Here is a 19,223-nt window from a genome sequence, read left to right on the forward strand (position 1 = left end):
TTATTATTTTTCTAACTCTTTAAAGGTATCTTTCAAGTCTTTATCAGATACCTTTATATCTGCATTTTTAAGCAGATCTCTAGTAACTTGTTGATGGAATTGAGGATCTTGTATACGTTGCTGTTCTAATTCTTTACGAATATTCTCTTTCTCTTCCTCATACGGTTTAAGCTCTTTTTTATCCGTTAACTTAATAATATGATATCCGAAGGAAGATTTAACAGGTTCACTCAATTGACCAACTTCTAACTTATATGCAGCATCCTCAAATTCTTTCACCATCATACCTGGTCCAAATTCAGATAGTTCTCCACCTTTCTCTTTAGAACCTGGATCCTCTGAATATTGTTTAGCCAATGCCGCGAAATCTTCGCCACTATTTAATTTTTCTTTAATTTCTTTTGCTGTCTTTTTATCTTTCACTAAAATATGGCTAACTTGAAGCTTTGGCTTATAGTGATCTTTAAAATCTTTTTCCGTTACGGTTGCTTTAATAGCTTTTTCAAAAGCGAAAGTAAGCTTTAATTTCTCTTTCAACTGATCTTCATTTTTCACACCATTAGATTCCATATATGTATTAAAATTATCGCCCATCTTGTCTTTTAATTCTTTTAGTTGTTTCGTTACCTCTTCATCCGTAACTTTATATTTATCATCTAATACTTTCTCTACTACCATTTCAGATAAATTCTGTTTACCGTAGTTTTCTTTTAATTTTTTGTTAAAATCACTTTCTGAAATGCTTCCTGATTTTGTAGTTACAATATTATCTGATGAACCACATGCGGATAAAGATAACGTCATCCCCATTAAAATGCTACCTATTACTAATTTCTTTCTTTTCAAATCCGAATACCTCACTTCATTAAATTCAAATGTAACTATGTAAATGTAACGTTTCCCTGTGAACTTCACGTGAATTTAATGAAAGTAGAACATTTGCTAATTCTCCATTTAATACATCAATTTTGAAAATTATGGTGATTCATCCTGTATCGCTAACCTCTAAAGCTGCAAAAAGGACTAATATTTTCATTAATCCTTTTTCACATTTATATAAAATTGAATTTCTCCATCTATAGAGGAAACTCCATATTCAAAACCATGTCTTTCTAAAATACTTTTCACTATCGCTAGTCCTAATCCTGTACCTGATTTTTCTTTACTACGAGAAAATTCTAGTACGTAAAAAGGCTCCCAAATTTTATCGATATCTTTAATTTTTTCCGTATGAATGCCATTTTTTATTTGAAAATATATACTTTTATTTCTATCTTCTAAAGTAATTATTATGTTTTGATTTGCTGAATATTTTATTGCATTAGAAATTAAATTTTGAAATACCATTCTCATTTTATTTAAATCTGCATAAACGATTGTATCGCTCGTATTACAGTTTACTTGCAAGTTAATTTCTTTCGAATCCAGTTCAATCTGATGCTTATCTAATATACTCTGGACCAGTGGTTCAATAGGGAATTCTTCTTTTTGTAAAATATCTCTTTCTAGTTTAGAAAATCGTAATAGTTCTTCAATTAAGTTTGATATTTGATCTGTTTGTTTAATAATTGTATCTACGTAAGTCCCATCATCTAGTCCATCTTTAATCCCCATAGAGTATGCTTTTACTAATGCGATCGGTGTCTTTAATTCATGCGTCACATCACCCATAAATCGTTTTAAATGTTCATTACGATCAGTTAAATCTTGATGTGCTTCATGTAGTTTTTCGCTCATGATATTAATACTATTGGCCAACTCTCCTATTTCATCATTCGTTTTCACTTTCGTTCTTTTAAACTGCAAATGTGAAATATCCTGAGCTACATCACTTAGCTCTTTCAGTGGCGTCGTTATTATTTTTGAAAGTATCCACACAAGTAAAATAATAAGAAGCAGCGAGAAACATACGATGTATAAGTAAAATGTATTTAACGTACTTATAATTTCATTTGAATTCGCAATAGAAGTCCCAATTAAAATTATCGTATCATCTTTCGCAATATATTTAGCAAAAAAACTCGCTTTTACCTTTCCTTGATCGTACAGTTTATTCGATTGCCCTTCCGTCTTCACTTTCATGACTTCGTCTTTCGTAATCCAAAGCTTATTTAACGTCACTTTCTTTTTCGTAAGTTGCATGCGTAATGCTTCGTTCATAGCATCTTCTGACTGATTAATTGGCGTATACGCAATTGTAACGTTGTTTTCACTTTCAATTGTATGAATAACATCCTCTATATTTTCCACTGTTGTATTTTGTATTTGTGTTGTAAATTTATTTAAGTTTTCACGTGTTTTATAAATATTATAGTTCGGTAAGAGATTGTTAATGAATAATAACGAAATCATAAAGATGAGAATAACAGTTGCAGAAATACTGAAAAATAACTTTTTTCCAAGTTTATTCACTTTGTTCCTCCAAACTGTAGCCCAGCCCGCGATGCGTCTTAATAATATTTTCTCCAATTTTTTTACGCAGCCTTCTTACATGTGTATCAACAGTTCTCTCTTCTCCAAAATAGTCAAATCCCCATACAATATCTAGCAATTTTTTACGAGTTAAAATCGTTCCTTTATGATTTAAAAAGCATTTTATTAATTCGAGCTCTGTTTTTGTAATTTCTAACTCTATATCATTTTTATATACTTTATTTTTGGCGAAATTTATCTTTACATCTTGTACTTGAATAATATCATCATGCTGAATAAGCTTTTTCGCTCGTGTAATTAGTACTCCTGGATGAAATGGTTTTTTTACGTACTCATCTGCCCCACTTTGAAGCGCTGCTAATTCATCTTCGCTTTCACTTTTCGCCGTAAGCATTAACACTTTCACGCTTGAATTCTTTTTTATTTCCTGACAGACAGTAATACCACTATGTTTCGGCATCATCCAATCCAAAATTGCTAAATCAATTTTTTCATCATAAAACATTTGAAGTGCTTCCTCTCCGTCTTTCGCTAATAAAACTTCGAAGCCTTCTTTTTCAAAATAAGCTTTTAAAATTCTTAACATATCTTGTTCGTCATCTGCAATTAAAACTTTCATATTTTTTCCTCCATTGCTTTTAAACAAAAACCAATTGTATCATACAACATCTTTGTTACATGAATGTGACAGAAAAATATTTAAAGCTTTTGAGGGGATAGTAATGGTGAGGTGTTGTATTATGATAAAAAAAATCGGGGTCATTTCTCTTCTTTTATTTCTATTATCAACAAATGCGTTCGCAAAAACCAATCAACAAATTGAAGTATTTGATTGTCAAAAAGAAATGGTCATTCAAAAACAATCTTTAGATCCAGTAATCCAAAAAGAAGCAGTTCAATACGCTAAAGCAATAACCGGTCCATTTAAAAACTTAAATGTCGTTCCAAAAGATGGCTATATGATAAAAATCCCATTATCTAAGCCGGTTTCTATTACTAATCAATGGTTACACACTACAATAGACGAAGTACTTATACTGCTCCCACTAAATGAAAAGCCTTATATTATGCTTTATGATGATGAAAATAATCCGCATTTTTATTATGTAAAAGGTAAACCAGGATTATTATTGAAACAAATGAACGTTAAAACGTAATTGACTGAAAAGGAGTCACCTTATAAGCTAAATTTTAAAAGCTAAGGTGCTCTTTTTTATAATAACAATTTAGTAAATGAAATTATAAAAGTTGTTTTTTTATATAAGGGTCGCAACTTCATATATATCAGCGATTTTTAAGATATATCGATTTACCAACAAAAACCCTGTCCGTAGCTATTCTTTGGATAGCAATCTCTATAATAGTTTGTAGTGACTCGATCCCTTATATAATCCCCCTTTTACAAATCCATTTGCAGTATAAAACACATCCCCTTGCTTCGTGTCAGCATGTAAAACAATCACTTCAAAATACTTTTCCGCATGACATAATAGTTGGTTTAATAATAAGTTCCCTAACCCTATACGCCGATAATCCCTTGAAATATAAAATCTCCTTAACCGCACAATCTTATTGTCTTTTGTGTACGGATCCTCATTTAAACCTCCAACTCCAATTAACATATCACCTTGGAAAACACCATATAAACATTCTCCAGTTTTATTGAATACATTTATTTTGTTTTTATATTCATTTATTAGTCTTATAAGGAAATTAAAACCTTCTTCTTCACTGTCTTGAACGAGATGACTGAATTCATACTCCATTAAATTTTCTATTTTTTGAATATGTATATCTTTCAAGTCCATTCCCCCTAAGTATGAAAACACATAAAAATGCTCGAGAATCATTTATTCTGAGCATTTTTATGGTTGTTACTTTATGTAATTCATAGCGTGCGTATTCTTCACTTCAGATAATATCCCCTTCAACTCCATTAAATCATCTATTACTATATCAGCCTGAGCAAGTTCATCTTCTTGCGCAAAATCAAAATTACATCCAATCGCAAGTAAACCGTTGTCTTTCGCTGCATTTATATCAGATAGCCGGTCACCAACTACCGCTGCCTCTTTTATATCATATTTGTTCATAATACTTTTAACTAAGTCACCTTTATTTAGCGATTGTATTTGTTCAATACTAAACGTTTCAGTCACCCACTTGTCTAAAGCATAATAAGTTACGATTGCTCGTAAATATTCAGTTAAACCATTACTAGCAATGTAAATTGAACAATTATTTTCTTTTATATATATAAATATTTCTTTTACATTTGAATATAAAGCGCCTTTTCCGCTTTTTATGTTTTCAATTAGTCTATCTAAAAAATATGTATCTGTTTGTTCTCTTACTTCAATAGAATGGTCCGGTAATAAAGCTTCCCAAACTTGCGGTAACGGCACACCCATAATTTCTCTATATTTATTAATTGGTGTTACTGTATCCCATAGTTGTAGTGATCTTAAGTGATTGAAAGTATCATCTAACGATAATTCTAAAATTTTATCTGTTTGAAATAACGTTCCGTCCATATCAAAAATTAACGCTTGTAACATGTCATTCTCCCCTTTTGAACTATAAGTATTACTCGATATATTTTTCAGCATCTCAACGATAATTTCTGAACAATAATTTGCGGCAGTTTTCGCGAAATCATCATAAGAAACTTGAGCTTCATCATCTGCACTGTCAGAAATACATCTTATAACAAGAAACGGTATATCATTTATGTAGGCGACATGTCCAATTGCTGCTCCTTCCATTTCTGTACAATGAGGTGCGTATTCGTCTATTAATTTCGCCTTTAACTTTGAATCTTCAACAAAACATTCACCGCTGACGATTCTTCCTTCATGAACCCTAGTACGTAAACTACTACTATTACATGCTTTACGTGCTAACTCTACCAATTCCTTACTTGCGATAAATTCTTCCTTGAACGGAAATAAGTTTTTCATTTGATTTTTACTTACATCATGATGGGTTACGTTAGTTGAAATAACTAAATCGCCAACTTTTACATCTGGATGTAACCCACCAGCAACGCCTGTATTAATGATAGAGTCTACATCAAATTTATGAATTAATGTTTGCGCGCATGCAGCTGCATTTACTTTCCCTACACCAGAACGTGTAATAATTACTTCTATTCCCATGAATTCTCCAATATAAAAAGGCATTCCCGCTATTGTCTGTTCCTCTTGTATAACTAGTTTTTCTAAAAGTAAATCTATTTCAATTTGCATTGCTCCAATAATGCCGATTCTGTTCATGTATGTAGTCTCCTTTATTAATTAATCCCTTTAATCCTCTCAGACATAACCGACAATAAAAATTTCGGAAGTACAAGTTGTCTCTTTAACCTTTTCGGCTGTGAGAGTAACCTATACAGCCATTCAGTTCCGGTATCCCTCATCATTTTCGGTGCTCTTTTTACAGTACCAGATATTATATCAATCATGCCTCCGATACCAATAGATAGCGGAACGTTTAATGTTTGTATGTTTTCATAGATGAACTCTTCTTGTTTTGGTGAACCTAGTCCTACTAGTAGTAAATGCGGCTTGAATTGCTTAATTTTCATTTTTATTTCTTCTATTTCTTCACCATTTACAAATCCATGCTGTCCTTTAAACTGCGCTCCTGGGAACTGCTCATTTAATTTTTCTAATGCCTTTTTATTACTTTCTGGAGCGGCTCCAAAAAGAAAGACACGATATTCATTGTCGTTACAATATTTTATTAAATCGTGAGTTAAATCCGCTCCAGTAACACGTTCTTTCAAAGTTCCTTTTAATATTTTCGAGCCAATTATGACACCAATCCCATCCGCTGTTATTAAATCCGCAGATAGTAACATCTTTTTAAACTGCTTTGATTTTTCCGTATTTTCCTTTGCAGACATAACAATTTCAGGATTTGCAGTTACTACAAACCTTGGTTTCTCTTGTTGTTCATGTAGCCAACCTTTTAATAAACTTATAGCTTTTGCATATTCTAAAGTTGAAAAAGGTATACCTTTTATAAACTGCTGATCCACTATACTCTCCCCTTACATAAGCTGCAAATATTCATCAATATCTTTAGAAATTTGAATAAAAGCCTTATTCCAAAATTCATAATTTCTTATATCTATTTCAAAATATTTTTTCATAAGCTCCTCTACTGGAACCTTTCCTGTTTCTCGTAAAAACTCTTTATATTTCGAATGAAAAGTACCTTTACTTTCTTGAGCGATTTCTAATAAACTAAAACTTACTAAATATCCAAATGTGTATGGATAATTGTAAAAAGGAACATCTGCTATATAAAATTGAATATATTTCATCCATACAAACGGTTGGTATTCACTTAAAGCATTTCCATAAGCTTCTTTCTGTGCCATTATAGATAATTTCTCAATTTCATCAGCACTTAAAGGACCCTCTTTACATTTTTCATAAAATGTTTTTTCAAACTGATACGATGCTCGTATTGCCATTACATAATTAAAACTATTTCTTATTTTCCAGCTAAGTAATGACTTTTTCATATCTTTACTATCCGTTGTTTCAATTAGATAATTTAAGAGTACCGTTTCAAAGAAAATAGATGCTGATTCAGCCGTACTCATTGGCAAATTATCATCTAAAAAAGATATAGATTGTTCGAAACTCATATTATAAAAATGCCAAGCGTGTCCTAATTCATGAGCGAGCACTCTTACACTATCTATACTCCCATCATAGCGCATTGAAATTCGTGATTCTTTCTCACTGAAAAATGGAGCACAAAACCCACCTGGTGGTTTATTCTCTCTCGGTTCAGCATCTACCCATCCACTTTCTATCGCATTACGTGCAAATTCTGCTAATTCTTCATCAATATTCTTACATGCATCATAAACGTTTTGTACTGCTACTGAAAAAGGAATTATAACCTCATTACTTTCCTTTACTGTCATAAGTTCATGCCATGTAATTGACTCTTTTCCCTTCTTATACACGTTTAAAGCACTTACTAATTTATCAAGGTTTTCTTCTGTCGCATTCCACATTTGGAATAATACAGCTTCTGAAATGCCATTCGCATGAAAAGATTGTGTTAAAATCTCTCTATCTTCTATTTCATTACTCTTTGCATTACGCAATCTCCCTATTTGATTTAATACAGTAGCAAAGATTTCTTTTTCCTTATGTAAAGTACTTGTAAGTAACTCGAATACTTCTAATCTTTCCTTTTCATTTTCACTATTCATTGCAATATTATTTGCTTGTCCAAAGGATAATTGTTTATTATTGTGCTCTATTTCTATCCTATCCCGTAATTGTATGTACATATCTTCCCACGCACTAAGTTCATTTTTTATAAACTTAATATTAATATTATCGGAAGTTTCTACTTCACTATGTTTTATTATTTGCTGTACTTCACTTTTTAGTTCCTTCACTTTCACATTCAATTTAGTAAGGTCAGATGAAACACTTTCTTCAACCCATTGACAATACAAATAGTATTCTGCTTTTTCAATAGCTTGTATAAGCTTTGAAAGAACCTCTACATCTTTTGTTACAAAATATTGCTCTTTCAACTCTAAAATCGGAAATAGAATATCCTCATTCAAATACAATCGATTTAAATCCCATCTAGCAATTTCTTGCATTTTTATAGCCGCCTCCTATTTTTACAAATAGTTACAGATATTTCTTCCTACACAATTATATATGAAATAAAAAAATTTCGATATCCTTAAATATTCAGATTCCTATAAATGCATTCTTATTTATATCTTTTCTTCTACCATAAAGTATCATTTCACATATAAAAAATAATCCCTCTACAGGATTGCATTTGATATAGGCTAACTTCAAAGGTTTCATCTTCATCCATACCATATCGACCGATTATCACAGATTAAAAAATAAAAAAGGATTGATCAAAAGATCAATCCTTTACTCTACTTCATTTAAGAAAAATAACGTTATAACGCCAGGACCTGTATGTGCACCGATTGCTGCACCAATTGTATTTACGATAAATACTTCACAGCCAAATCTTTCCGTAATTAATGCTTTTAATGCTTCAGCTGTTTCTAAATCGTCACCGTGAGTCATACCGATTGTTTGACCTTTAAGGTCTTTACCACGCTCTTCCATAATATCAACAATACGGCTTAATACTTTCTTTTTCCCTCGTACCTTTTCAAGTGGGACAAGTTTTCCTTCTTCCACGTTCAAAATCGGCTTAATGTTTAATAAACCACCGATAAATCCTGCTACTTTACTTAAGCGCCCGCCTCTAACAAGGTACTGTAAGTCAGCTACAGTGAAGATATGTTCCATATGGTTCATTAGAAAAGCGACACGGTTTAATATGTCTTCTTTTGATGCGCCGTTTTTTGCCATTTTAGCAGCTTCTAATACGACAAGCCCTTGACCAAGCGAAGCACATTTCGTATCAATAATTTCTAAATCTAAATCTGCATATGTTTCTTTTACTTCCTCTTTAATGACAACTGATGATTGATATGTACCAGACAGTTCAGATGAAAAAGCTAAATATATACAAGGATTACCTTCTTTTGCATAAGAAACAAATTTTTCTTGGAAAGTTTCAAGTGAAGGCAATGACGTTTTATAAACAGCGCCTTCTCTCATTTTTTGCAGTAATGTAACTGACTCTAATGTTACTCCATCTAAATACTCTGTTTCTACTTCATCATATACACGGAGTGGAATTAAATCAATATCATATGCTTGCAGCAATTCTACTGGTAAATCCGCCGCACTATCCGTAATGATTTTAACACCCATTTTTAAACCTCTATTCTGTTATAAATATAAAATAATAAAATAAAAATAGTACTTTTAAATTATATACGTAAAACTTAAATGAAGAAAGGAAAACACTTTATATTGTATGCACTATTCTTCAAAACTTGAACTATTAATGAAAATGGTTCTATTTTAAACACCTTTTTCTTATCATTTTTCAATAACACGAATAATTTTATAAGTATTTTGTATCATCATATTTTAATTCTTTATCTTAATATAATCTTTTCAAATTTATACTGTTTAAAATTTAAAAGCCACATCCAATAAAGGAAATGGCTTTTAAATTTCCATAAAACAACCAAACTTTATTTCCCATCACATTGTTCTCATTATTATTTTGGCGATGTTAATGATTAATATTTATAGCCTGTACTATATTCACCTGTAAGAATCACTATATAAAAAAACAGGTTAAACATTTTATAAAATATTTAATTTTACTAGTAAAGCTAATAAAATTTGGAGAAGAATTTGAACATTTACTGCTATGTCTGTATCCGTAGTCGTAACTGTAACATTTCTAGAATTTCTAATAACAGTTTCTTGTTTATTAATTTGTTTAATAGATGATTTTTGAAACAATTCTTGTGCTACACGATCAGCTTTTTCACTATCTGCTATAGAAATACTTATTATAACCACAATAGCTGCTTGTAAAGCTGCTTGAATAGATAACGCAGCTTTTGTATCAGTAGTAGTAACTTCTACATCTGCTGAATCAACTATTGTAATAGATTCTTCAGAAATTTGATAAGTTTTACTTTCTTGCGCAGCTGCTTCTGAAACGCTAGCATTTTTAAAAGACGGATGAGGATTTGAAGAATCTAATGCACTCCACTTTTTATTTCCATCTGAATGACATGTTTTTTCCATAAGTTCACCCCCTTTCAATCTAAATAATTATTAACCTGTGATTGTATTTCAGAAATAATACTTTTAATTTGCTGCTTTTTTTCTGGCGATAAATTTTTTAGTTTTTCTTCATTTATCCCATGCCTATTAAAAATATCTGAGAGTAAAAGGTCTATAATTATATTCTTTTGATCTTTATCAAACTTAAAGGAAGAAAATTTATTTAAATCATCCATTTACAATGTTCACTCCTATCAGTTTTCTATAAAAATTTCAAATAACTACCAGCATTATATGTATTTAAATAACAATTGCTTGGACAAGTAACTTAATCTTCTATTTTCCCTTCTTTTTACTAATGAAATCAAAAGGCTGTCTTCTAATGCGAAGACAGCCTCCCGTTACTTAACATATATAAGTTTTAATTACTGTTAAATAATAAGTTCACCTTTGCTATTGTATAGTTATCCCCACTTACCTTCCCATCAATCTTGAATTTTAATTTAGTCATAATAAGAAGTCCAAGCTTGTACCACATATTACAACAAAAAAATATTTACTTTGAGTGAACCATTATAGCTAAATATAAATGGGATAGACACTTTATAAAATGTTTAGTTTAACTAGTAACGCTAATAAAATTTGAAGGAGAATTTGAATATTCACTGCAATATCTGTATCAGTAGTTGTTACGGTTACGTTTCTGGAATTTTTAATAAATGTTTTTTGTCTATTAATTTGTTTAATAGATGATTTTTGAAACAATTCTTGTGTTATTTTATCTGCCTTTTCACTATCTGCTATAGAAATACTTACTACAACCACAATAGCTGCTTGTAACGCAGCTTGGATGGATAGCGCAGCTTTTGTATCTGTAGTAGTAACTTGTACATCTGCTGAATCTACTATTTCAATATATTCCTCAGAAACTTGATCGATTTCATCTGTTTGTATAGCTTCTTCTAAAAAATTTGCATTTTTACTATATGAATAAGAATTTACTGATTCGGAATCCTGATTTATTGGCTCAGAAACCTGTTTTTTTGGTTCACAATCCTTTTTTATTGGCTCAGAATCCACTTTTTTTCGTTCAGAATCCCGATTTAATGGATCCCGGTTTTTCTTTCGTCTACAAACTTCACAATCACACATAAAATCCCCCCTTTTAAACTAAAAAATTAGCAATATTAAAATATTGGCTAACTACTAGCATTTTATGTATTTTTTAATAATTTGTTTGGACAAGTAACTTGAATTTATATTTTACTTCTAATTCTTTTTTGTAATAACAAAAAATAGCCTTCTAACAAGAAGACAACCATCTTTTATTTCACATTTATATAAAAGACCCATACTTAAATACACTTAACTTCATATAATATTTTTAGAATGAGTAGTCGTTACTGAAGGGCACTTTTCGAAGTGCTCTTATCTTTAATCTCCCTCTTTTTCAGGAAGAGTTTTTTTACTAAATCCTAATATGATTTGTATCACTAAGGCTGGCGATTACCACATTTCCTTAATAGCTTCAATGAATACAGTAGCTACTAATTAAAATATCCCTATGATTTTCTCTACACTAAAAAAATCGTGCGTTATCGAACACATGAACTATTTTTTATTTTGACTATGTAACACTAAATTCACAACATTATTATCCTATATTTGGTGAAGCCTACATTTCAATGCCAGCAACCCCACACTTTTAACTAATAACTTAAACAAATGTGCTATCTCAAGGTTCCTTTGATATAGTATCTTATGTTCTATATAATGAAGAGAGCGCTAGTATTCGGAAGGAGGATGTATATGAGTATTCAACTAGCTACATCTAACGATTTAAAATGGATTAATAGTCAATATGAATCAATAGGATTTGTACGAAGTGATTTAAAGAGAGATAAAGTTGCAATTATTACATATAACAACGAGTATGCAGGTGTTGGACGATTAGTCCAAATAGATGCAGATACTATAGAAATGGGCGGGATTTTTATTCTCCCTAAATTTAGAGGGCTACAATTAGCTGGTGAGCTTGTTTCATTTTTAGTAGAAACTGTAAAAAAATCACAAATACAAGATGTATATTGTCTTCCTTTTGAGGAATTAGAAAACTTTTATAAGAAATATGGCTATACTGAAGTCGATACTACGAAAGAAGCAGTCCATCCAATTATTCTAAAAAAATATAATTGGTGTTTGGAGAACTACGATAAACACGTTCTACTATTTAAATTGTAAATATAATAAAAAGTATATTCTCAATCGTTTTTCTATCAGTACTCCTAATCGGAGCCTAAGGATTAATCAAAGATATTTTATCTCTCCTTTTATAAATGGCTGATTAAAACTCAATGTTCCGTCAATACTATAGGTAACATGATTGTATTTCTCCATTCTCCCTTGGAGAGGAGCAGTTAGCTTTTGCTAGCTGCTCTTTTATTTTTTCAAAAAGTCACATAAATATCTTTAATTCCAAACATTCAAAAGATAAAATGTGATAAGATTGTTATGAAGATATTTACCAACTAATAAATGCGCCCTAGACTTACGTACTAGGGCGCATTTATTTTTTAGTATGTAATTATCTATTATCCACAAAATAAGTATCATACGCTTTATCAAAAACATATCCTAACTTTTCTGCTAGGTTAGCAGATGTAGTATTCGCTGCGTCCCAGTTTGGATACTTTCCATTTTCTAAGCAATCCAATATAAGAGCTGCACTAACTACAGTTGCCAAACCTTTTCTTCTATGATTGTGATCAGTCGCAACTTCAATTTCAATTCCATCATTATAAATACTATACGAGGATGCACCACATACAACTTCTCCGTTATATAAAATGCTATAACCTATACCACGGTTTATATAATCTTCTACCGACTGAAATTGACTTATAAAATCTTCAGAGATTTTATGTAATGTAGGGCTATTTGCGATATGCTCATCTATTCTTTTTAACTCATATCCTTTTGGAAGTATTGATATAAAAGACTGTAATTATGAAAGGAAAACAAAAAAGCTTGGACAATATAACTTTAACGTAGGAATATCGTTACCTATTCATAATATTAGTACGGGAATTACACCAATAATGAGTAATAACACATAATTTTTACTATAAATACATATAACAATTTCATCTTTCATGAAAAAAACGTTATAATGAAGTGTAGCCTCTACGATTACGTTATAAAGGAGATTAAAACAATGGCTAAAATTAAAGTATACCAAGTAAAAGAAGAAAATATGGAAGCAGTAAAAAACATCATTGATGTTGAGGAACAAAACCCAACTGCTGAAAACTTACAAAATCTATATGCATGTGTATTAGAAACTGAAGATATGGCATTGCCTGAATCATACATTGAAGAAGATATCTTAATCGATTCTATGGAAGTTATGGTTAACGCTTCTCAAAGCAAAGTAAGAGACTTAGGTGCATACGATGTAATTGAAGTTCAAAACAAAGGTAAGAAAACACAAATTTTATTACTTGCAGACGAAGAATACGAAATTATTGAAGGCTAATCTAACACCATACATACGAAAAAGCTCCTTTCCAATTGGAAAGGAGCTTTTTCATTACGCTTTTGATGTTTCGCTCTTTTTATTCTTTTGTTGTTTCTTAATTACCATGCGCTCATTTCCCATAAAGAAAATGAATATGAATGCTAATCCAGCTGGTACCAATGCCCACATGAATGTTTGAACAATTGAACTAGAAAGAGCCTCAATAATCTTATCTAATATTTGCGGAGGGATTTGAGATCTTGCCGATTCTGATAAAATGGCTCTTGAATCCCCTAATGTGTTTGTATTCATTCCCCCGCTCATGCCTTTAAATGCTTCTTCTAATTGATCTTGGAAACCTGTTCTTTGGATCATTCCGAAGATTGTAATACCAAGTGTCATACCTAATGAACGAATGAAATTACTCGTCGAAGTCGCAGATCCGCGCTGTTCCATACCGAAGTTGTGAATAGCTGCCATACTTAGTACAGAGAATGAGAAGCCGACTCCAAATCCGATAATAATCATATACACTGTTAATAATACACGACTTGTTTCTGGCGTTAATGTGCTTAATAAAAATAGTCCAATTAGCATAATAACCGCAGAAATGATCATAATGTTTCGGTAGCTAAGCTTTGTCGTTAAAAACCCACCTAACTGCGCTGTTACGACTGAGCCTAACATCATTGGTAAAAGTAATAATCCCGAGTTTGTTGCAGTGCCACCGTATACACCTTGAATGAATAATGGAATGTATACAGTTGCTGACATAAACGCAGCTCCGTAACATAAAGCAATAATTGTACTCATTCCGAACAAACGTTGTTTAAACATCTCAAATGAAATGATCGGTTCTTCTACTTTACGTTCAATGAAAATGAATGCAATAATTAAAATAGCGAATCCACCAAATAAACTTAAAATAAAGTTAGAATCCCAATCATACTTTTGTCCGCCAAGTTCAAGCGCAAACATTAAAGAAACTACTGCACCAACTAAAGTAATTGCGCCAAACCAATCAATTTTTTGCTTTCTATGAACTCTTGACTCTTTATAAAAGAATGTAATAAAAATAAGTGCTAAAACGCCAAGCGGTAAGTTAATATAAAATACCCAGTGCCAGCTTATGTAATCTGTAATATACGCACCAAGCAACGGACCAAAAATACTTGATAAACCAAATACTGCTCCGAATAAACCACCCATTTTCCCACGCTTTTCAGGAGGGAAAATATCAAAAACGATAGTAAACGCGATCGGCACTAATGCCCCGCCGCCAATACCTTGAATGGCACGATAAATCCCTAACTGTGTAATATTTTCAGCAGTACCACAAAGTGCCGAACCAATCATAAAGACGATTAAACCGAAAATAAAGAACCTCTTTCTACCATACATATCTGATAGTTTTCCGAATATCGGCATACCTGCCATTTCTGCGACCATATAGGCAGAAACGACCCATACAAAGTTTTCAAGGCCTCCTAAATCACCAACGATTGTTCCCATCGCTGTAACGACAATGGTATTATCCATTGATGCCATTAAAATACCTAGCAATAAGCCCGCTACAACAAAGCCGAGCTTATTATTCTTCTCAACCATAACCTTGCTCTCCCTCATACTACTTATATTTGTTTATGTTCTTTTACGACTGCATTACTTTTTTGGTTAAAACTAGTATGATATTCTACAATACTAATTTCACATCCAGGACCAATTGTAACGTTGTTTCCTCTTACAACTTCAGCAATCGTATGTTCTAAATAGATATCATCTCCTTCAATGATAGACGTTTGGAGGCTTCCAGCATGATTGGTAAATGGAATAAATCTCGCTTTTTTACGAACGGTAATCTTCTGACCGCCAATTTCTCTTACTTTGCTACCTTCATAACGAAGTGAAATTTCAATATTTTCAGCATTAAGTAATCCATCACTTTCAAGGCCACCAGTTAGTGATAGTTCTTCAACTTCAATAGCTCCTTTTACATTTAAAGCGCCTTTCACATCTACGAAATCACCAGTTAATTTCCCCTTAACTTCTATCATACCTCTTACTTTTATTTTTTCAATATGAGCATCACTATGCATTTGTGTATTTCCGTATACTTTTACAGATTCCGCATCTACATTTCCTTGTACTTCACTATCTCCATACACGACATAACTTTTCACTTTCATATTACCGCACACTTCACTCGTGCCGTACGTTTTAAATTCATTACAGCTCATATCATTAGAAATCGTTCCTTCACCGCGAATCTTTACTTTATTATAATCTCCGCCCGCTGAACTACCAGAACCATTAACAGTAAGACTGTGTTGATGTTCCATATCATTTTCTCCCTTCCATTAAATCTGCTTAATTTCTTTTACATTTGCGCTTTTATCAACAGTAAGAACACCCGTATATTCGATTAGTTCAATCTCACAGTTCGGTCCTACCGTAACATTATTTCCTCTTACCGTTCTTATGTGAGCATAATCAATATCGATATTGTCACCTTCTAATAGTTCAGCCTCTAATTGCATACCAAATACTGATTTAAACAGCCTACTAAAAGTACTTAGTCTATGCTTTACTTTAATCGTTTGACCACCAATTTCTTTCGCTCGACATGTACCGTGAATATTAATATTTATTTCATCAGCGCTTAATAATCCGCCAATTGTAAATTGTCCTTCTGAAGAAAAAGTATCCACTTCACAATTACCGTCAATTGTAGCTTGACCATTGACCTTAAATTCTTCACCAGTGACATTTCCACCTATCGTACCTTTTCCTGCAATTTTCAAACTGTTTGCCTTTACATCTTGCGTAATTGTTGCTTTCCCATCAATTCGCATCGTTTCAGCATGAACTGTGCCATCGACTTTACCAGATCCGCTAATTCGTGCACTGCTACTTTTCAAATCGCCAGTAACTGCACCGTAACCGTTACATTCAAATTGCTCACATTCAACATTTCCATTCACAGTTCCTTTTCCGTTTAATTGTACTTTATGAAACTCGCCGCCATTGGATGAACCGTAACCATTTATAATCAAATTATCTGTACGCATACTTTCTCCTCCACTACAACAATTTAGTTTTTAATGCTTCGGTATATTTCATAATCGCTTCGCGTAAAACGATTTTAGTGCCTTTTTCAAAAATTAAATCGTCCACGTTTGAAACTAATAAACATGTAGAAATCCCTAATTTTCGGACAACGATTAAATCACAAGTTTTATGTTTAATTGCTTCATAATTTTCACGTAAAACTTGCAAGACCATTTTTCCTTCTTCTAAACTAATCTCTCCCGATTGTAGTAATTCTTCTAACATGTACACATAAAGAATATCTACAAATTGAAACTCTGCTGTTTTATTCGTTTGTTCTATGAAAAATTGTAAAACTGGTTCTGATGCAATCTCCTTACGTAAAATGTCTTCCTTTGTTAAAAGAATTTCTCTCACACTCGGTGAAAACATATTCGCTAGTTCATCAAGTGATAAATCCTCTTTCATCGTTTGGATCTTATCGATGCGCTCTAATATCTTTTCTTTCGGAAAAAATGTCTCTTGACCCGTGAATGTTGACTTTCGTACAAACCAATCTTCCGGTATTAAATTTTTTCTCTTCCACCTATATAACTGTCCGTATGAAATACCAGTTAGTTCTAATAAATCTTTTTTTGAAATTAAATCTGTACTCAACTGTATAACACCCCTTCCTGATAACAATGTAACATAACACTGTTACGCTGTAAATAGACTTTTATCACAAGTAGCGTAACAATGTGTAAAACAAACCTATTCCCACATACAAAAAAAGGCTCTTACACATCTTATGAAAATGCGCAAAAGCCCTTATATATCAAGATTTAAACCAAATATTATAAAAATCAATCCAACCTTGTGAATTAATCATTATATTTTGGACTTTTTCATGTGTACTTACCTCTTGTTTATTACGATATAAAGGAATAATATGAATTTGACGTAACAAAGTATCCTCAATATCGCGTAACAGTGTAACTCTTTTCTCTAATTCTTCTTGTTTAAAATAAGGAGACAACTTTTCATGAAAGTCCATGCTGGTTTGTCCATGAATAAAACTATTTTTTGTAAGAAACATATATAATAGACTATCTTCTATTCGTTCACTTATTGTGGCACTATCATGCATCATATCGGCCTTTTGTATCGTACTTACTTCCAATAGCTCTTCTATGTCAAGAAAATTATTTTCTACACGAATCCCGTACTTCACACACTCTTTTTGTATCCATTGTGCATCTTCAACATGATCTCGTCCTGTAAATGTGTAGAGTTGTAGCACTTCATTATGATAAGTACTCCTTTTAATTAAACTTTCTACATCTTCCTCAATCTCTACAATGCTTTCACCTGCTAATATTAGTTTCTGTGCCACTTCTCCACGTTCTCCGCCGAGTTCTTGAACGATTGTATAACCATGAATGATTTTATATAATGCTTTCCGAAATAACTCATCTTGCATTGGTCCTTCTTTCGTATGATTACATGTTATATATGTCACGTTCGACTCAAGCCGAGACAATTCTTTATTATGTTTTTCTTTATCTTTATACTGCGCCTTTACTAAAACATCGTATGTACTTACACCTTGTTCTACATTCCACAACTCAACACGATCTAAAAAAGGTCTTTCACGAAAATATAAAGGATGACCTTCTAAAATGAACAAATTTTCATTACTTTTATATAATTGAAAAGGCCCTGTTCCAATTAGCTCTCCTGCTTCATCTTTATTCACGATAGAACACTGTTCTGCACTTAGCATATGTAAAAACATTCGATTTTCCGTATGTAATTGAATTTCGAGAACGTAGTCATCCACTGAACGAATACTTTCAACGTGTTGTAACATCCATGCGTGTGCATTATTTTCCAGCTTCATAAATCGATTCAATGAGTATATAACATCATGTGCAGTAAGTTGTTTTCCATTATGAAAGTGAACTCCTTTTCGTAAATAAAACGTCCATATTTTTTCAGCATCATTATATTCCCAGTGAAATGCAAGTCTTGGCTCTATAATGTTTGTATTACCGTCTACATACACGAGTGTATCGAATATATGTTTTACCATATGGCATTCTGAACGCATTGTAGCGTATACAGGATCTAATGTGATATCTAAATTCATTTGTACTTGCAACCGGAGTACATCTCTTCTCCCTTCAGATGTCATTTCAATCTTATGACCAAATATTGAATCCACCCAGGAGTGATATTCTTCCTTTACTAATGGAAAATGTGAGCTATAGCGTTCCACAAATATGCTCCCGCTTTTCACATCCCCTTTTTTCGTTATTTCTTTTCCTCTATCTAAAATTAAAGATATCGGGTCCTTTTGAAATATTAACTTAGAACGATTTCCTCTGCCGCGACCTGGAAACCACTTGATCCAATTTAACTCATCTAATTTTTTTATAATTAATTTACTATTACGCTCTGTACAAAATAATGTTTCAGATATATTTTGCACTGTTACTTCCAATTGTTCTCCCTCTTTTTCCCCTTTTCCATAAGCAATCCATAGTTCAATGTATTGATCTAAAATAAACATC

General features: G+C 32.1%; 19 protein-coding genes and 1 pseudogene. 3 read left to right on the forward strand and 17 right to left on the reverse strand.

Going from position 1 to position 19,223, the window contains the following annotated elements; translation table 11 throughout:
• Window positions 1–3: 3 nt before the first annotated feature.
• From MR167_RS04375 to MR167_RS04385, 3 genes are all read right to left on the reverse strand, one after another.
• Entirely contained in the window at window positions 4–846 is an 843-nt protein-coding gene (locus MR167_RS04375) for a peptidylprolyl isomerase PrsA (protein ID WP_242314043.1), read from the reverse strand.
• 189 nt (window positions 847–1,035) lie between these two features.
• Complete coding sequence (locus MR167_RS04380) at window positions 1,036–2,412, reverse strand: sensor histidine kinase (protein ID WP_001037226.1); 1,377 nt, start codon at window positions 2,410–2,412, stop codon at window positions 1,036–1,038.
• Window positions 2,405–3,052: a response regulator transcription factor gene (locus tag MR167_RS04385; RefSeq protein ID WP_000865984.1), complete on the reverse strand. Its 648-nt coding sequence runs from the start codon at window positions 3,050–3,052 to the stop codon at window positions 2,405–2,407. Before MR167_RS04385 ends, MR167_RS04380 begins: the two co-directional genes overlap by 8 nt.
• Window positions 3,053–3,173: 121 nt before the next feature.
• Between MR167_RS04385 and MR167_RS04390 the strand changes: the two genes are divergently transcribed.
• The gene (locus MR167_RS04390; protein ID WP_000591758.1) at window positions 3,174–3,590 is read left to right on the forward strand and encodes a hypothetical protein; all 417 of its coding nucleotides are present in this window, start codon (window positions 3,174–3,176) and stop codon (window positions 3,588–3,590) included.
• 198 nt (window positions 3,591–3,788) lie between these two features.
• On the opposite strand, the gene MR167_RS04395 is transcribed toward MR167_RS04390, so the two are convergent.
• The 8 genes from MR167_RS04395 to MR167_RS04430 form a co-directional block, all read right to left on the reverse strand.
• Window positions 3,789–4,283, reverse strand: coding sequence for a GNAT family N-acetyltransferase (locus MR167_RS04395; RefSeq protein ID WP_057187471.1), 495 nt, complete (start codon window positions 4,281–4,283; stop codon window positions 3,789–3,791).
• A 24-nt stretch (window positions 4,284–4,307) separates the two neighbouring features.
• Complete coding sequence (locus MR167_RS04400; protein ID WP_242314045.1) at window positions 4,308–5,708, reverse strand: 5'-methylthioadenosine/adenosylhomocysteine nucleosidase; 1,401 nt, start codon at window positions 5,706–5,708, stop codon at window positions 4,308–4,310.
• 17 nt (window positions 5,709–5,725) lie between these two features.
• On the reverse strand, window positions 5,726–6,475 hold the full coding sequence (locus MR167_RS04405; protein ID WP_000372659.1) for a WecB/TagA/CpsF family glycosyltransferase: 750 nt from the start codon (window positions 6,473–6,475) through the stop codon (window positions 5,726–5,728).
• Between the two features lie 12 nt (window positions 6,476–6,487).
• On the reverse strand, window positions 6,488–8,077 hold the full coding sequence (locus MR167_RS04410; protein WP_063675457.1) for a M3 family metallopeptidase: 1,590 nt from the start codon (window positions 8,075–8,077) through the stop codon (window positions 6,488–6,490).
• 289 nt (window positions 8,078–8,366) lie between these two features.
• Window positions 8,367–9,227, reverse strand: a complete 861-nt coding sequence (locus tag MR167_RS04415) for a DegV family protein (protein WP_000538299.1) — start codon at window positions 9,225–9,227, stop codon at window positions 8,367–8,369.
• A 444-nt stretch (window positions 9,228–9,671) separates the two neighbouring features.
• Window positions 9,672–10,124, reverse strand: coding sequence for a spore coat protein (locus tag MR167_RS04420; RefSeq protein ID WP_000415813.1), 453 nt, complete (start codon window positions 10,122–10,124; stop codon window positions 9,672–9,674).
• A 14-nt stretch (window positions 10,125–10,138) separates the two neighbouring features.
• Window positions 10,139–10,339 carry a spore coat protein gene (locus MR167_RS04425; protein ID WP_000342252.1) on the reverse strand — a complete coding sequence of 67 codons (201 nt, stop codon included), beginning with the start codon at window positions 10,337–10,339 and terminating at the stop codon, window positions 10,139–10,141.
• A 367-nt stretch (window positions 10,340–10,706) separates the two neighbouring features.
• Window positions 10,707–11,255 (reverse strand): spore coat protein, encoded by a 549-nt coding sequence (locus MR167_RS04430; protein WP_000332789.1) that lies wholly within the window; start codon window positions 11,253–11,255, stop codon window positions 10,707–10,709.
• Between the two features lie 657 nt (window positions 11,256–11,912).
• Here MR167_RS04430 and MR167_RS04435 point away from each other — a divergent pair.
• A complete protein-coding gene (locus MR167_RS04435; protein WP_000027167.1) occupies window positions 11,913–12,344 on the forward strand; it encodes a GNAT family N-acetyltransferase in 432 nt (143 codons plus the stop codon).
• 343 nt (window positions 12,345–12,687) lie between these two features.
• On the opposite strand, the pseudogene MR167_RS04440 reads toward MR167_RS04435, so the two are convergent.
• Window positions 12,688–13,107, reverse strand: a pseudogene (locus MR167_RS04440) (GNAT family N-acetyltransferase); the annotation flags it as partial.
• A gap of 210 nt (window positions 13,108–13,317) precedes the next feature.
• Here MR167_RS04440 and MR167_RS04445 point away from each other — a divergent pair.
• On the forward strand, window positions 13,318–13,638 hold the full coding sequence (locus MR167_RS04445) for a hypothetical protein (RefSeq protein ID WP_001062742.1): 321 nt from the start codon (window positions 13,318–13,320) through the stop codon (window positions 13,636–13,638).
• A gap of 54 nt (window positions 13,639–13,692) precedes the next feature.
• Here the strand turns inward: MR167_RS04445 and MR167_RS04450 are convergent, their stop codons facing one another.
• The 5 genes from MR167_RS04450 to MR167_RS04470 all read right to left on the reverse strand — a co-directional run bounded on the left by MR167_RS04450 (window position 13,693) and on the right by MR167_RS04470 (window position 19,222).
• Window positions 13,693–15,228 carry an MDR family MFS transporter gene (locus MR167_RS04450; RefSeq protein WP_063675459.1) on the reverse strand — a complete coding sequence of 512 codons (1,536 nt, stop codon included), beginning with the start codon at window positions 15,226–15,228 and terminating at the stop codon, window positions 13,693–13,695.
• A 23-nt stretch (window positions 15,229–15,251) separates the two neighbouring features.
• Window positions 15,252–15,959, reverse strand: a complete 708-nt coding sequence (locus tag MR167_RS04455) for a cytoplasmic protein (RefSeq protein WP_242314047.1) — start codon at window positions 15,957–15,959, stop codon at window positions 15,252–15,254.
• A gap of 18 nt (window positions 15,960–15,977) precedes the next feature.
• On the reverse strand, window positions 15,978–16,688 hold the full coding sequence (locus MR167_RS04460; RefSeq protein WP_001258382.1) for a bactofilin family protein: 711 nt from the start codon (window positions 16,686–16,688) through the stop codon (window positions 15,978–15,980).
• A 13-nt stretch (window positions 16,689–16,701) separates the two neighbouring features.
• Window positions 16,702–17,325 carry a YhbD family protein gene (locus tag MR167_RS04465; protein WP_000102242.1) on the reverse strand — a complete coding sequence of 208 codons (624 nt, stop codon included), beginning with the start codon at window positions 17,323–17,325 and terminating at the stop codon, window positions 16,702–16,704.
• A gap of 160 nt (window positions 17,326–17,485) precedes the next feature.
• Window positions 17,486–19,222, reverse strand: coding sequence for an ABC transporter substrate-binding protein (locus tag MR167_RS04470; protein WP_242314048.1), 1,737 nt, complete (start codon window positions 19,220–19,222; stop codon window positions 17,486–17,488).
• Between the last annotated feature and the right edge of the window lies 1 nt (window position 19,223).

Source organism: Bacillus cereus group sp. BfR-BA-01355, assembly GCF_022663675.1.
GTDB classification, from domain to species: domain Bacteria; phylum Bacillota; class Bacilli; order Bacillales; family Bacillaceae_G; genus Bacillus_A; species Bacillus_A thuringiensis_S.

What these genes read in the sequence shown, in the direction of transcription:
- MR167_RS04385 (WP_000865984.1), bottom strand. Translation starts at nt 3,052, where the DNA reads ATGAAAGTTTTAATTGCAGATGACGAACAAGATATGTTAAGAATTTTA.
- MR167_RS04390 (WP_000591758.1), top strand. Translation starts at nt 3,174, where the DNA reads ATGATAAAAAAAATCGGGGTCATTTCTCTTCTTTTATTTCTATTATCA.
- MR167_RS04395 (WP_057187471.1), bottom strand. Translation starts at nt 4,283, where the DNA reads ATGATTCTCGAGCATTTTTATGTGTTTTCATACTTAGGGGGAATGGAC.
- MR167_RS04400 (WP_242314045.1), bottom strand. Translation starts at nt 5,708, where the DNA reads ATGAACAGAATCGGCATTATTGGAGCAATGCAAATTGAAATAGATTTA.
- MR167_RS04410 (WP_063675457.1), bottom strand. Translation starts at nt 8,077, where the DNA reads ATGCAAGAAATTGCTAGATGGGATTTAAATCGATTGTATTTGAATGAG.
- MR167_RS04415 (WP_000538299.1), bottom strand. Translation starts at nt 9,227, where the DNA reads ATGGGTGTTAAAATCATTACGGATAGTGCGGCGGATTTACCAGTAGAA.
- MR167_RS04420 (WP_000415813.1), bottom strand. Translation starts at nt 10,124, where the DNA reads ATGGAAAAAACATGTCATTCAGATGGAAATAAAAAGTGGAGTGCATTA.
- MR167_RS04425 (WP_000342252.1), bottom strand. Translation starts at nt 10,339, where the DNA reads ATGGATGATTTAAATAAATTTTCTTCCTTTAAGTTTGATAAAGATCAA.
- MR167_RS04430 (WP_000332789.1), bottom strand. Translation starts at nt 11,255, where the DNA reads ATGTGTGATTGTGAAGTTTGTAGACGAAAGAAAAACCGGGATCCATTA.
- MR167_RS04435 (WP_000027167.1), top strand. Translation starts at nt 11,913, where the DNA reads ATGAGTATTCAACTAGCTACATCTAACGATTTAAAATGGATTAATAGT.
- MR167_RS04445 (WP_001062742.1), top strand. Translation starts at nt 13,318, where the DNA reads ATGGCTAAAATTAAAGTATACCAAGTAAAAGAAGAAAATATGGAAGCA.
- MR167_RS04450 (WP_063675459.1), bottom strand. Translation starts at nt 15,228, where the DNA reads ATGGTTGAGAAGAATAATAAGCTCGGCTTTGTTGTAGCGGGCTTATTG.
- MR167_RS04455 (WP_242314047.1), bottom strand. Translation starts at nt 15,959, where the DNA reads ATGGAACATCAACACAGTCTTACTGTTAATGGTTCTGGTAGTTCAGCG.
- MR167_RS04460 (WP_001258382.1), bottom strand. Translation starts at nt 16,688, where the DNA reads ATGCGTACAGATAATTTGATTATAAATGGTTACGGTTCATCCAATGGC.
- MR167_RS04470 (WP_242314048.1), bottom strand. Translation starts at nt 19,222, where the DNA reads ATGTTTATTTTAGATCAATACATTGAACTATGGATTGCTTATGGAAAA.